This window comes from Burkholderia stagnalis (genome assembly GCF_039848545.1).
Classification (GTDB): domain Bacteria; phylum Pseudomonadota; class Gammaproteobacteria; order Burkholderiales; family Burkholderiaceae; genus Burkholderia; species Burkholderia stagnalis.
Genome location: NZ_CP156687.1, coordinates 85,571 through 99,919 on the forward strand (window position 1 = coordinate 85,571; position 14,349 = coordinate 99,919).

Below are 14,349 nucleotides of genomic sequence, written 5' to 3' on the forward strand. Positions count from 1 at the left end.
GAAGAGGAGTGAGACGATGAGCAATGCAGCGAAAGAAGTCGTGGTGGTGAGCGGTGTCCGTACCGCGATCGGTGATTTCGGCGGTAGCCTGAAGGATTTCTCGCCGACCGACCTCGGTGCGAAGGTCGTGCGCGAGGTGCTGACGCGCGCGAACGTGCCGGGCGATGCGGTCGGCCACGTCGTGTTCGGCCATGTCGTGAACACCGAACCGAAGGACATGTATCTCGCGCGCGTCGCGGCGATCGAGGGCGGCGTCGCGCAGCACGCGCCCGCGCTGACCGTGAACCGCCTGTGCGGCTCGGGCCTGCAGGCGATCGTGTCGGCCGCGCAGACGATCATGCTCGGCGATGCCGACGTCGCGATCGGCGGCGGCTCGGAGAACATGAGCCGCGCGCCGTACAGCGTGCCGGCCGCGCGCTTCGGCCAGCGCATGGGCGACGGCAAGCTCGTCGACATGATGCTCGGCGCGCTGCACGACCCGTTCCAGGGGATCCACATGGGCGTGACCGGCGAGAACGTCGCGCGCAAGTATGGCGTGAGCCGCGAGGACCAGGACGCGCTTGCGCTCGAATCGCATCGTCGCGCGGCGCGCGCGGCCGCGGAAGGGCGCTTCAAGGAGCAGATCCTGCCGATCGCGATCCGCACGCGCAAGGGCGAAGTGCTGTTCGACACCGACGAGCACGTGCGCGACGATGCGAGCGCCGACGATTTCACGAAGCTGAAGCCGGTGTTCGTGAAGGAGAACGGCACGGTCACGGCCGGCAATGCATCGGGCATCAACGACGCGGCCGCGGCCGTGCTGATGATGAGCGCGGACGCCGCGCGCGCACAGGGCGTGAAGCCGCTCGCGCGCCTGGTGGCCTACGCGCACGCCGGCGTCGATCCGGCGTACATGGGCATCGGCCCGGTGCCCGCGACGCAGAAGGCGCTCGAACGCGCGGGCCTGACGATCGCCGATCTCGACGTGATCGAGGCGAACGAAGCATTTGCCGCGCAGGCCTGCGCCGTGACGAAGGAACTCGGCCTCGATCCGGCGAAGGTCAACCCGAACGGCTCGGGCATCTCGCTCGGCCACCCGATCGGCGCGACCGGCGCCTTGATCACCGTCAAGGCGCTGTACGAACTGAAGCGCATCGGCGGCCGCTACGCGCTCGTGACGATGTGCATCGGCGGCGGGCAGGGGATTGCCGCGATCTTCGAAAACCTTTGATAATCGGCATGCACTGCATCCGACCACAGGAAACGTCATGGCAATCGAAATCGTAGGCGTCATCGGCGCCGGCACCATGGGCAACGGCATTGCGCAAACCGCGGCCGTTGCGGGTCTCAACGTCGTGATGATCGACGTCAATGAAGCGGCGCTCGCGAAGGGCGTCGCGACGCTGAAGGGCAGCCTCGACCGGCTCGTGTCGAAGGACAAGCTCGACGCCGCGACGCGCGACGCCGCGCTCGCGCGCATCGAGACGTCGACCGACTACCAGCGGCTGGCCGTGGCCGACATCGTGATCGAAGCGGCCACCGAGAACGTCGAGCTGAAGGCGCGCATCCTGAAGCAGATCGAAGCCGTGGTGCGCCCGGACGCGATCATCGCGACGAACACGTCGTCGATCTCGATCACCGCGCTCGCCGCGCCGCTGGCCGACCCGACGCGCTTCGTCGGCATGCACTTCTTCAATCCGGTGCCGCTGATGCAGCTCGTCGAGATCATCCGCGGGCTGCAGACGAGCGACGCGACGTCGGCCGCGGTGCGCGCGCTGACCGAGCGCCTCGACAAGTCGCCGATCGGCGTGCGCAACGCTCCGGGGTTCGTCGTCAACCGCATCCTGGTGCCGATGATCAACGAGGCGTTCTTCGTGCTCGCCGAAGGGATCGCGTCGGCCGAGGAGATCGACCAGGGGATGAAGCTCGGCGCGAGCCACCCGATCGGGCCGCTCGCGCTGGCGGACCTGGTGGGGCTCGACGTGTGCCTCGCGGTGATGGACGTGTTCGTGAAGGACTTCGGGGATCCGAAGTATCGCGCATGCCCGCTGCTGCGCGAGATGGTCGCGGCAGGGCGCCTCGGCCGGAAGACGGGGCGCGGGGTGTACGACTACAGCGCGTGACGCGCGAGCCGGGCGAGAAGCAAGAACCCGGACCGCACCCCGGAAGCTGGATGCCGATCCAGCCTCCGGGGTGTTTTTCAATGGGCCGTTACACGGCGGCCGGGGCGGCGACGGTATCGGCGACGTAGTTGGCGATACTGAAGAATCGATAATCGCTCAGCAGATCCGGCGCCGGGAACCCCTCCGGATGAATCCGCCCGTAAATCGGGCTGTCGGGACGCAGCCCGGCCAGCGTCAACGCGAGCATGAATTCGTTGAACGGCGCCATGAACTGCCGCGACACGAAGTGCATGCCCCAGTTGAACACCGACGGAAGCTGCTCGGTGCGCAGCCACGCGTCGGGTCCGCCCGGCGCACGCGCGCACAGATTCTCCGCCCACGGGCTGTGTCCTTCCACGATGAGAAAGCCGTGCTTTGCGTGGCGCTTCCAGCGGGTCAGGAAATCGATGAGATCCGCGGCCGCGACGTAACCGGGCACGAGGCCTTCCGCATCGCTGTACGCGACCTTGAACGCGCGCTTGATCTCGTCGAGCGCGATCGGCAGCTCGGCCTGGTCCGACACCATCAGCATGCCCGTATAGTGCTGGTCGACCACCGCGCGCAGGCGGGAACGGTCGACGGTGCGCAGATGGCGCTCGAGGATCGCTTCGGCGGCGGCTTCGCGCCGCACGCTCAGCCGGCGGTTGTGGACCAGGAACATGAAGGTGTGCAGCAGGTCGCTCAGCCGCGCCGGGCGCACGCTGCCGTCCGGCTGCCTGACGGTCAGGCCGCTTTCGGCCACGGCTTCGTCGTAGCGGTCGGGCTGGGAAATGTCGGCGGCGATCACGCGCACCTGCACGCCGGGGATGTCCTTCAGCGCGGACAGCGTGGCGGCGGCGCGGCCGCGCGCGGATTCGTTGTAGTCCGCGCCGATCACGAGCAGCGGATAGGCCGCGAGGTGCCGGCCGCGCCGCGTCGACTTGATCACGTATTCCGCGAGGCGCTTTACCGCGCTGCCGTCGCCGCAGCCCATGTCGGCGATGCCGGCCGGCTGGCGATCGAGCGGCGTGTCGTCGAACAGCTCGCGCAGGATCTTCGTCGTGATTTCCTGCGACGCGGGCCCCGACCCGGCGCCGCTCGACGCATACACGTTCATCACGCGATCGATGTGGCCGTCGCTGTCGATATCGAGCGGATCGGGGTTGCCGAACAGGAGCTCGTCGAGCAGCGCATACGAGCGCAGATACGACGCGGGCAGCCCCGCGTAAGGCGCGGCGATCGGCCGGTGAATGCGGCCCGACTCGGTGAGGCGCACCTTTTCGCGGTCGATCTCCGCCATGCCGAACTTGCCCAGCAGCGACCAGGCCGCGTGCAGGACGACCGGATCCGCATGCGTCCACGCGCCGACCGCGACCCCGCCGGGCTGCTCGTCGAGCTTGCCGAGGATCCCGGGCGCCGTCTGCGAGTACTGGCCGTCGGGCTGCCTGTCGAACACCGGCATGTCGAGCGCGACCCAGGTCGGGCCGAGCAGCAGGCCGTCCATCGCCGTGCGCAGCTGGCCATCCGCCTGGCGCTCCAGATCGGTGGCCGGGGCCGGAAGCTCCGGCCAGCCCGCCACGCAGATGCGCGCGAGCTGCGCATACAGCACGCTGTCGTCGGCCGCCACGCGTTTTCGATGGCACAGCGCGTGCAGATGCTGGAGCACCGACGTCGCGTTCGCGAGCTGCTCGAACAGCGGCCGCGCGCGCTCGACGCATGCGACGACATACTCGCCGGCCGGGGTGAGCGCATATTCGGCGTGTTCGTCGCCGCGATCGAGGGTGAGCCAGCCGGCCAGGCTCAGCAGGTTGAACGCGCCCCACATCACCCCGAGGTTGCGGGTCGGGTCGGGCAGGCGGGCCGTCGCGAACGCGCGCATCGCGCGCGGCGTGCCGGCCCGCAGGCCGCGGAACGCGCCGGCGCACACGAGGCGCACCAGCGTCGGCACCAGCACGATGCCGTTTGCCCAGTTGCAGCTGCGCGTATAGGCCATCACGCGCTGCGCGTCGTGCCGGCCGATGCGCAGCGTGGCCGCGTGGGTGTGCTGCTCGAGCCTGACCGGCAGCTCCATGTCGAGCACCTCGACGCCGATCGCGGTGCCGGCCGACAGGCCGAGCAAGGTGCGCGTTTCGTCGGGATACGCGTCGAGATAATGTTCGAGCTGCCGGGCCAGCGCGGCGGTGGAATCACCAAGGTCGAATCGGGCATGCATGTTGGACGGTCTCACAGGGTCGAAGGTTGGGCTGCAATGGGGGAAGGCGCATCCGGATCGGCGTGCGCGACGGCCGCCGCCGGCGCGACGCCGCGCGTGCGGGGCGCGAGATGGGCGGCCAGCGCGCGAATGGACGGGTAGTCCCACACCGCGGACGGATCGACGGGCACGTTGTGCGTCTCGCTGAATACCATCGTCATCTCGACGGCGAGGATCGAGTCGAAGCCGATCTCGGCGAACGTCGATTCGCGCGTCAGGCGCAGCTTGCGGTGCTTGAGGCGCTCGCCCAGCCACGCGATGAGCCATTGCTCGACGGCATGCACCTGCTGGCGATCGATCAGGCGCGCCGGCTCGCTCGGGATCGGGGCCGCCGCCGTGCCGGGGGCGTCGCCGGCGGGCGCGGGGGAGACCGAACGCGCGCCGGGGTCGGCGTCCAGCAACGGATCGACGAGCTGGCTTGCGCCCGGAATCGTCTGTTCGATCGCGCCGATCTCGAGCCCGGTGCGTGCGGCCCAGTCGTTCAGTTCCGCCGACGTGGACAGCGCGGCGCGCAGGCCGACCTGCCGCTGCGCCGTCTCGATCGCGCGTTCATACTGGTTCTGCACCCAGCGCAGCGCGCCGTCGTCGATGCGCTGCTGCGCCGCCGCGCGTTCGATCACCGCCAGCAGCAAGCCCCATTGCGCGACCGTGCCGAGCCAGTAGTTGACCCACACGGCGGCATGCGCGGCGCCGTCGAGTTTCGACGCATTGGCGAGCCCGTCTTCCGACAGCTGTTCGCCCAGCTGGCGCAGCTCCCGGGCCAGCACGCCGGCGCCCAGCGCGCTTTCCAGGTAGCGCAGCAAATCGTCGCTGCCGTTGAGCAGGCGGCTGCCGAGGTGAACCAGCAGCGTCTCGGTCGGCCCCTCGAAGATGCGGGTCAGGCGCGCGTCGCGGAAGATCTGCGGCGCGAGGTTGGTTTCGATATAGCCGCGGCCGCCCAGGAACTGCATCATCTCGTCGGCCGATTGCGACAGCAGCTCGGAGCCGAGGATCTTCGAAATCAGCAGGCAGTCCTCAGGCAGCGCGACGCCGAGGTCCAGCTCGGCGGCCAGGTGCTCGACCAGCGCGTCGAGCCCGTCGATGCGGTGCCGCAGCTCGCCCAGGCGCAGGCGGCTCAGCGGGTTGTCCAGCAGCAGCCCCGTGCCGATCTGGCGCCGCGCCCCGTAGCGATGCATCAGCTGCGCGCAGCGTTTCATGCCGCCCACGCTGACGGCCGCGATGCCGAGGCGCGCAATGTTCATCGCGTGTTGCGCCACGAGCATCCCCTGTCCGACGTCGCCGAGCCGGTATGCGTCGCTGATCCGCGCGTGATCCAGATGCAGCGAATTCTGGATCATGCCGCGCACGCCCATCGTCAGCTCTTCGGCGCCGATCCGCACGCCCGGCGTGCCGGGGCGCACGGCCAGGCCGACCATCCCCGCGCCGTCGGCCTGCTTCGCGAACACGTTGATGACGCCCGCCCACGCGGACGAGCCGCTCCAGCTCTTGTTCCCGCTGACCAGCCAGTCGCCGGATTCGGTGCGCTGCGCGCGCGAGGCGATCCCGTGCGGATGGGAACCCGCGGCCGGTTCCGTCATCGCGAATGCGGCGAGCATCCGGCCGCTCGCGAGGCTCGGCAGCAATTCGTCGCGCAATGCCGGCTGGGCATGCTGCATGATCGGCAGAATGCCGAGCGTGTTGTTCAAGCCGACAAAGAAGGCCAGCGTCGAATCGATCGCGGCCAATTGCGACAGCACGCGCGACATGTCGTGATGACCGAGGCCGAGGCCGCCATGCGAACGCTCGATCTGCATGCCGAGCAGGCCCCGGTTGCCGAAATCGAGCACGACGTGCGGCGGAATGGTGCGCCGCTCGTCGATGGTGCGCGAATCGATCCGCGTGCGCGCGTAGTGCCTGAGCCAGTCGTTCAGTTCGTCGACGGTGGCGCTGTCGTGGCGCGGCCGATCGTTGGCCGCCGGCTTGTCGATGCCGGCGGCCGGGCGGGCGGGTTGCCGGGCCGGCGTTTGCGTGCCGCCGTCGACGTCCCACTGCGCGAGGATCGTCAGCGCGCCGTCGTGCAGCTGCGTGCGGCACGTGCTGCGGCGCACCTTGCCGCTCGACGTCTTCGGCACGCTGCCGGGCGACACCAGCACGATCCGGCTCGGCCCGATGTCGAGGCGGTTCCAGATCGCCTGGCGAATCGCGTCGATGAAGCCGTCGAGATTGCCCTTGCGCTGCGTGCGCTCGACTTCGGCGACGACGATCAGGCGCTCCGCGTCGACCTGGTCGTCCATGAAGGCCGCGCAGCCGTTCGGCACCAGTTCCGGCACGCCGGCGATCAACGCGTACTCGATGTCTTCCGAGTAGTAGTTGCGGCCGGCCAGGATCACCATGTCCTTGAGCCGGCCGGTGACGTACAGTTCGTCATCCAGAATGAAGCCGAGATCGCCGGTGCGCATGAACGCCTGATCGCGATCGCCTGCCAGCGTGTGCCGGAAGGTCGATTGCGTCTGCTCGTCCAGCTGCCAGTATCCGGCGGCGACGCTCGGGCCGGCCACGCAGATTTCGCCGATGGTCCGATCGTCGCAGCGCGCGTTGGTCTCCAGGTCGCGCACGACCACGCGTTGGTCGCCGGCAGGGCGGCCCACGCTGACCAGCACACGTTCGCCCGGGCGATCCAGCGGCTGCGGCGACACGCCCGCGAACTCGCCGCGAATCACCACGGATTGCCGCTGAAGGGCGGCCTGGTCGACGCACACCGTCCGAATCGGCTGCCGCGCCGAGCGGCCGGCGACGAACAGCGTGCCCTCCGCCAGCCCATAGCACGGGCGAAAGCACTCGGCGGAGAAGCCCGCGGCGGCGAAGCGCTGCGCAAAATCGGACAAGGTGCTGGCGCGCACGGATTCAGCACCGTTATAGGCGGTCCGGAGGCACGACAGGTCGAGCGTCGCCAATTGTTCGTCGGAGATTCGCCTGCCGGCCATCCGGTAAGCAAAATCCGGCGCGCCCGTCAGGTCCGCACGATAGTGGCTGATCGCGCGCAACCACAGGTACGGATGCTGGATGAAACGCTCCGGGGCCATCAGCACGCTCCGGAAGCCGCCGTAGAGCGACGTCAGGATCACGCCGATCAGGCCCATATCGTGGTACGGCGGCAGCCAGCTGACCATCGTGCTCTGCTCGTCATAGGCAAACCATTCGCGCAGCATCCCGAGGTTATGCATCAGGTTGCCGTGCGATACCATCACGCCCTTGGGCGTGCCGGTGGTTCCCGACGTGTATTGCAGAAAGGCGATGTGGGACGACGGCACGCTGGCCGCCGAGTGCACGGGCGCCAGTGCCTGCGCAGCGCCGACATCGAGCAGCGTGCTGCCGGATGCCTCGGTGTCGGCGATCCACGTCGTGCAACGTTCGAGATCCTCGGTCGAGCACAGGATCGTGCTCGCGCCCGCATTCCTCACGATGCCCGCGATCCGCACCATATGCTGCTTGTTGCGCGGCGGGTAGGCCGGCACCGCGACGGCGCCCGCATACAGGCACCCCATGAAGGCACTGACGTAATCGAGCCCCGGCCGGCACAGCAGCAGCACGCGGTCGCCGGTGCCGACCGCGTTCTGCCGCAGCAGCGCGGCCACCCGGCGGGCGTGCGCGTCGAGCTCCGCGAAGGTCATCGAATCGGCCTGTTCCTGTTCGGGCGGGCCGCTCAGGAACACGTAGGCGGTGTTGTCGCCGAGCGTGGCGGCCCGGTTCTGAAGCAATTCGCTAAGCGTGGTCGGCAAGGTCGCAATGGTCATGATGTCGTCGGAAGAGGAATGAAAACAGCGAGCGGCGGCCGGACGCCGGCCGGCGCCCATGCGTTGCCGCGGCAGACATCCGGATACGGCTATTCGGCGCGATGGAACAGATCGATCATGTGCATCATGCTTTTGAGATGCAGGAAATGCGGCACCACTTTTTCGCTCCGGGCCGCATAGCGTGCCGTCCAGTGGTGGGCCAGTTCCTGCGTGGCGGCGGCGTTGCCGCGCACCGCGCGCGCGTCGGCCTCGCGCGCATCGAGGCACGCGCGCGCATGCCGCGCGGCCGACCGGGCGAGCTCGCCGGTGAGGATGCCGTGGTGCCCCAACGCGAGCCGCGGCGCCTGCAGCTGCTCGATCGCGTCCAGCGAGTGCCGATACGCGAACAGATCCTGGAAGACCAGCGGCAGCCAGGTGGTGGCGTCGTGAAACTCGCCGAGCGCATCCGACACGAACCCGATGTCCAGTTGCGGGCAGTAGTAGCCGAACTGGCAGCGGCTGTGGCCCGGCAGCGCGATCGCGCGTATTTGCATCCCGTCGCCGATGTCGAGCTGCGTGCCCGGATTGACGGGGTAGAACGGCAGTTCGGACAACTCGGTGAAATCGCCGCCGTCGACGGGGCGCCACGACCGTGACGCGTGCGCGTCGAGCTGCCGGATGGTGCGGCACGCCGACGGGCTCTGGAACGCATCGAATGCGTCGGGAGAGCCGGACACATGGAGCCACGGCATGCGCGACTTGAGCGTCATCAGCAGGCTGCAATGGTCGTAGTGCGAATGCGTGATCAGCCAGTAGCGCAGATGCCGGATGCCGCCGAAATCCCGCAGCAGGTCGTGAAGCTGCTGCCAGACGAGTTCGGTCATGCCGCTCAGGCCGCCCTCGATCAGCGTCGCGGCCTCGTCGTTGACGATCACGTACAGCGGCACGTCGGCCGTGCCGACGAGGGCCAGCCGCGAATCGATCCACCCGGGGGAAGCGTTCAGCATGTCGTTCAGCTCCGATAGAGCGCGCAGGCCCATGTCGCGCCCGCGCCGTAGGTCACGAGGAGGTTGAGCTGCCCGGCCGGCATGCGGCCTTGCTCGTGCGCGAGGGCCAGCGCGACCGGAAACGCCGCGCTCGCCATGTTGCCGAGCTGGTCGACGGAGATCATGCAGCGCTCGCGCGGCAGCCCGAGCCGCTCGATGACCGCGTCGAGGATGCGCAGGTTCGGCTGGTGCGGCACGACCAGGCCGATATCCCCGATCGTCAGCCGGTGCTTGTCGAGCATCTGCCGGCACGCGTCGACGATGCGCCGCGTGGCGTCCTCGAACATCGGCGCGCCTTTCATCCGGAAGTAATGCCGGCCGGCCGCGATGTCGTCTTCGTCGATGAAGCGCGGGCGTCGCGCGCCGGGCGCTTCGGTGCTGAGCAGGTCGAACTGGGTGCCGTCGGCGCCGAGCGTCAGATCGATCAGCCCGCGCGCCGGGTCGTCCGTCGCCTGCAGCAGCAGCGCGGCGGCGCCGTCGCTCAGCAGGATCGACAGGTTGCGGCCGGCGTTGCTGGTGTCGATTCGCCGCGACAACGCCTCGGCGCAGATCAGCAGCACGTTGCGATACAGGCCGCTCGCGAGGAAGTGGCGCGCGATCTCGATCCCGTAGAGCCCGCCGCTGCATTGCGCGCGGATATCGAAGCACGGCACCTCCCGCAAGCCGAGCCGGGGCTGGATGTAGCATGCCTGCGACGGGTCGTGATGATCGGGCGACAGCGTATTGACGATCAGCAGGTCGACGTCGCGCGCCGTGATGCCGGCGTCGGCCAGCGCGCGTTCCGCGGCCGGGCATGCGAGATCGGCGAGGTGCTGATCGGGGGCGAGATAGCGTCGCGCGACGACGCCGGTGCGCTCGCGGATAAACGCGTCGCTGGTGTCGATCATGCCGGCGACTTCGTCGTTGCCGACGATCCGCTCCGGCAGCGCATAGCCGAACCCGGCGATGGCGAGGCGGGCGCTCATGTCCGCACCTCCTGTTTCGTCACGGCGGCGACGGCGTCGCCCGCATCGCTCACGACGGTTTCGCCCCAGCGCCACAATTGCGCGCCGAAGCCCCAGCCGGCGCCCGCGCCGGCCAGCACGACCTTCGATCCCGGCCGGATCACGCCCTGCCGGATCGACTCATACAGCGCAAACGGCACGGCGGCCGACACGAGACACGCGCAATCGGCCACGCGAATCACGTATTGGTCCTGCCTGAGCCCGAGCCGCTGCGCCCATGAGCGCACGAGCAGCGCCGACGGCTGGTGGAACACCATCGCATCGACGTCGGCGATGCCCGTTCCGCTTCGGTGCAGCAGCCGCTCGACGATATCGGGAATGGCCACCGGCATGAAACGCGAGATCGCTTCCTGCGCTTCGGGCTTGAGCGTGAAATACACGCCGAACGGGTTGTCGGCGCCGGTTGCCGCTTCGTCATCCGCTTCGGCCCGCGCGTTGCGCCACTGCATCGTCACGAGGTCGTAGCGGGTGGCATCGCTGTGATACGCGGCATCCAGCCAGTCGGCGCCGTCGGGGTCGGCCGGCTCGGCGACGAGCACGGCCGCGGCCGCGCCGTCGCCGAAGTTCGTCGACGATTTGCTGGTGTAGTCGACCACCGCCGACATGCGCTCCGACGAGCACACCAGGGCCCGCTTCACGCGCCCTTGCTTGATGAGATTGGCGGCGAGCTGCAGTTGCAGCACGAAGCTCGCGCATTCCATCTCGACGTCGGCGTCGAGCGCGCGCGTGGCGCCGAGCCGGTCGCGCAGCGCGCGCGACAGCCGCGGCGCGAAACGGCGCCGGCCGTCGGCGAGCGACACGAACGGCGACGTCATGTTGAACAGCACCAGATCGAGTTCGGCGGGCGCCACGCCGGCGCGGGCGAGGGCGTCGCGCGCCGTGCGCTCGGCCAGCGCCAGCTCGGATTCGCCGGCATCGGGGTCGATCATGTAGCGCGATTCGATGCCCCAGAATTGCCACCATTCCGCCGGGATCGGCTCGACGCCCGCGAAGACGGGATCGTCGTTGGGGACCTGGCGCGCCGGCAGGCGGCAGGCGAGGCTTGCGATTCGGACGTTGTTCACTCAGACCTCCATCGTGCTGCAGGCGATGCGCGGCCGGAACGGATCCAGCGTCAGGGCGATCACCGTATGTTCATCGTCGCGCAGCGACATCGAATTCGCGACGCGGGACGCGAGCCACGCGGGCAACTGGAACGGGTTCGGGACGTCTGCCGGACCGGGAACGACGTCGACGCGGAAATTCTCCCGTGCGTCGGCGACCGACGGCCATCCGCTCAGCCACGATTCGCAAAACAGCGTGGCGGCGCGCCGGTCGATGCGGCTTTGCACCGCGTCGAGCATCGCGCCGACTGCAGTGCTTGCATTGGCCGGTTCGGCGTCGAATCGGCCGGTGGCGCGATCGAACCGGCCCTCGAAGCGGGCCAGCGACAGGCCGCCGTTTACGCGCCGGGGCGCAAGCGCGTCGAGCGTCGCGAACGGGGGCGAGTCGAGATCCGCGTAGCGGCTCGCATAGGCGCGGTCACGGCCGGACGGCGTCAGCACGATCGCCCCCGCGCCGTCGGCGAAGCCGCTCGTCGCCACCTGTTCGACGTCCGCGAGCGCTTCCGCGCGAACGACGAGCGCGCGCCGATAGCCGAGCTGTGTGCAATGGCTTTGCGCGAGATCGAGTGCGAGCGTCCAGTCCGCGTCGAGCAGGTCGAACACGGCCGCATGCCGCGCACGCAGGTCGCGCTGCACGGGGTGCGCCAGGCGCGGGCCGGCGATCGACGGCGAGTCCGCCATCCGGCTGGGGGAAATCGACAGGCTGACGATCAGGTCAAGTTCCGACGGCAGGCAACCGGCTTGCAGCAGCGCCTGCCTGGCGGCCTTGATCGCGTAATCGTTCGCGCACGATTGCGCGGTGGTCGCGGGGTCCGGAATGGCCACCGCGGCGCCGAGAATTTTCATAGGGCACGCTCGCTTTGGACTGCTGGGTTCAGGGGACGCGCCGCGCCGTTGCTTGCCTGCCGAAGCACGGCGCGCCGCAATTTGCCGGATTCGTTGCGCGGCAAGCCGCCGGCGTGGTAGGCAACGCGATGCGGACACTTGTACGGCGCAATCACGCTCTTCACGTGCTGCTGAAGCTGCGTCGTCAACGCGTCCGAGCCGTCGACGCCCGGGCGCAGCACCACATGCGCGCAGATCAGCGTGCCGCCCCATTCGTCGATTTGCCCGACGACGCCGCATTCGGCGATATCGGGGTGGCGCAGCAGCGCCTGCTCCACTTCGCCGGGCGACACCGTGTAGCCGGAGCTGATGATCATGTCGTCCGCGCGCGCCTGATAGAACAGATAGCCGTCCTCGTCCAGGTAGGCGCTGTCGCCCGTCAGGTTCCAGCCGTGCTTCACGTAGTCGCGTTGCCGCGCGTCGTTCAGGTAGCGGCACCCGGTCGGCCCCCGCACGGCCAGGTAGCCGATTTCGTAGGGCGGCAGGCACTGGCCGTGTTCGTCCACGACGGCAATGCGGTAGCCGGGCACCGCCTGGCCGATCGCGCCGTTCTTCGTTTCGGTGTCGCCTGTCGACGCGAAGATATGCAGCATCTCGGTCGACCCGATGCCGTCGATCAGGTGCAGGCCGGTGCGCTCCCGCCATGCGTCGCGTGTCCACGACGGCAGCGCTTCGCCCGCCGACACGCATTTGCGCAGCGACGACGTGTCATGTCCGTCGAGATGGTCGAGCATGGCCCGATACGCCGCCGGCGCCGTAAACAGGATGCTGACCCGATGCCGCTCGACGGCCGCCAGCAGCCGTTCCGGGCTCGCCTTCGGCAACAGCACGACGCTCGCGCCGACGCTGACCGGAAACAGCAGCAGCGCGCCGAGGCCGAACGTGAACGCGAGCGGCGGCGATCCGCAGAAGACGTCATCGGCCGTGGGCTTGAGCACATGCTGCGGAAAGCAGTGGCAGGCCGCCATCACGTCGCGGTGGAAATGCACGGTGGCCTTCGGTTCCCCGGTGGTCCCCGACGTGAACGCGATGAGGCAGGGATCGTCCGCGCGCGTTTCGACGGCCGCGAATTCCGCTGAATGGCCGTCGAGCCAGCGCGCGTGCGGATGCGTGTCGTCCGTCTCGTAGCGTCGAACGTCGCCGCGCCACTGCATGCTCGCCATCGCGGCGTCGAGCTCGGCCGACAGCCCGGCCTCGCAGATGACGTGCGTGACCCGGGCGCGGCCGATGATGGTCGACAGTTCTCCCGCGCGCAGCTTCGGCATCGTCGCGACGGCCACGCCGCCGGCCTTGACCACGCCGAACCACGCGGCGGCCAGCATCGGGTGATTGGCGCCGTGCAGCAGCACCCGATTGCCGGCCACGAGGCCCGCCTCGCGGACGAGCAGGTTGGCGATCCGGTTGCCGGCATCGCGCAATTCGCGGTACGTCCACGCGATGCCCGACTCGGTCCTGATCGCGACGCGATCGCCCCAGCCCCGTTCGTCGACGGCGGTATCCAGCAGCGCGGCGGCGCAATTGAGAAACGGCGGAAACTGCAGCCCCGGCAAGTCAAGGACAAACGTCGGCCAATCCTCGACAGGCGGCAGGTTCGCGCGGCAAAAGTCGTCCATCGTCAGCGCTCGCAAGAGTGTGAGTTCGAAGTCCGCAATAGCGGTGCGGCGCGGGCCAGCCCCCATGACAGGGCCCGCCCCGCGCAACCGGAATCGCGATGCCAGAAAGATGTGGTCGAAACGGCGGGCACATGTCGCCGGGCGACGCACGGAGAAGCCCGTCAATCACATGACGGGCTGCCGGTTTGCATGGATTTATTTCGTCTCATTTCATTTTCGAAATAAACAACAATCGATCGGTTTAATTCAGCAGAATTAGGATTGCGAATTCATCAATCGATGTAATTGGTGTCGAAAAAATTTGTGCCGCAAGCTTAACGGAAGCTAGCTTGGAAAGTAAACATTAATGTAGATGGGCGGTTCGATTTATTGATTGAAATCGATGCCATAAAATCGAGGCAGCTGGTCAAGTTAATCGATTTCGGTTAACCATCCCGGGATTTGTTGACTTGGATGGAAGGCGGGCTGCCGGGGCGCTGAATAAAGCGTCGCAGTGTTCACCGAGACGAAACGCGCCGGTTTGCCGAACGGCCCGCGCTCGCACGCGCAGTGGGCTTCGGGGCCCGGATTGCGCC

The 14,349-nt window shown here is 68.4% G+C and carries 9 protein-coding genes; 2 read left to right on the forward strand and 7 right to left on the reverse strand.

Features of this window, described 5'->3' with window-relative positions:
* Window positions 1-16: 16 nt before the first annotated feature.
* Together bktB and ABFO07_RS31245 are read left to right on the forward strand one after the other, a co-directional pair.
* Entirely contained in the window at window positions 17-1,210 is a 1,194-nt protein-coding gene (gene bktB / locus ABFO07_RS31240; RefSeq protein WP_059563203.1) for a beta-ketothiolase BktB, read from the forward strand.
* A gap of 37 nt (window positions 1,211-1,247) precedes the next feature.
* Window positions 1,248-2,102 carry a 3-hydroxybutyryl-CoA dehydrogenase gene (locus ABFO07_RS31245; protein WP_059810842.1) on the forward strand — a complete coding sequence of 285 codons (855 nt, stop codon included), beginning with the start codon at window positions 1,248-1,250 and terminating at the stop codon, window positions 2,100-2,102.
* A gap of 88 nt (window positions 2,103-2,190) precedes the next feature.
* On the opposite strand, the gene ABFO07_RS31250 is transcribed toward ABFO07_RS31245, so the two are convergent.
* The 7 genes from ABFO07_RS31250 to ABFO07_RS31280 all read right to left on the reverse strand — a co-directional run bounded on the left by ABFO07_RS31250 (window position 2,191) and on the right by ABFO07_RS31280 (window position 13,774).
* Window positions 2,191-4,332: a hypothetical protein gene (locus ABFO07_RS31250; protein ID WP_059996685.1), complete on the reverse strand. Its 2,142-nt coding sequence runs from the start codon at window positions 4,330-4,332 to the stop codon at window positions 2,191-2,193.
* Between the two features lie 11 nt (window positions 4,333-4,343).
* Complete coding sequence (locus tag ABFO07_RS31255) at window positions 4,344-8,144, reverse strand: AMP-binding protein (RefSeq protein ID WP_347469865.1); 3,801 nt, start codon at window positions 8,142-8,144, stop codon at window positions 4,344-4,346.
* Between the two features lie 89 nt (window positions 8,145-8,233).
* Window positions 8,234-9,130, reverse strand: coding sequence for an MBL fold metallo-hydrolase (locus ABFO07_RS31260; RefSeq protein ID WP_059563239.1), 897 nt, complete (start codon window positions 9,128-9,130; stop codon window positions 8,234-8,236).
* A 5-nt stretch (window positions 9,131-9,135) separates the two neighbouring features.
* Complete coding sequence (locus ABFO07_RS31265) at window positions 9,136-10,134, reverse strand: ketoacyl-ACP synthase III (RefSeq protein WP_059563207.1); 999 nt, start codon at window positions 10,132-10,134, stop codon at window positions 9,136-9,138.
* A complete protein-coding gene (locus ABFO07_RS31270) occupies window positions 10,131-11,237 on the reverse strand; it encodes a 3-oxoacyl-ACP synthase III family protein (protein WP_063888802.1) in 1,107 nt (368 codons plus the stop codon). Before ABFO07_RS31270 ends, ABFO07_RS31265 begins: the two co-directional genes overlap by 4 nt.
* Window positions 11,238-12,122: a hypothetical protein gene (locus tag ABFO07_RS31275; protein ID WP_059810838.1), complete on the reverse strand. Its 885-nt coding sequence runs from the start codon at window positions 12,120-12,122 to the stop codon at window positions 11,238-11,240. It abuts the gene before it with no gap.
* Complete coding sequence (locus ABFO07_RS31280) at window positions 12,119-13,774, reverse strand: AMP-binding protein (RefSeq protein WP_060363340.1); 1,656 nt, start codon at window positions 13,772-13,774, stop codon at window positions 12,119-12,121. Before ABFO07_RS31280 ends, ABFO07_RS31275 begins: the two co-directional genes overlap by 4 nt.
* Window positions 13,775-14,349: the final 575 nt, after the last annotated feature.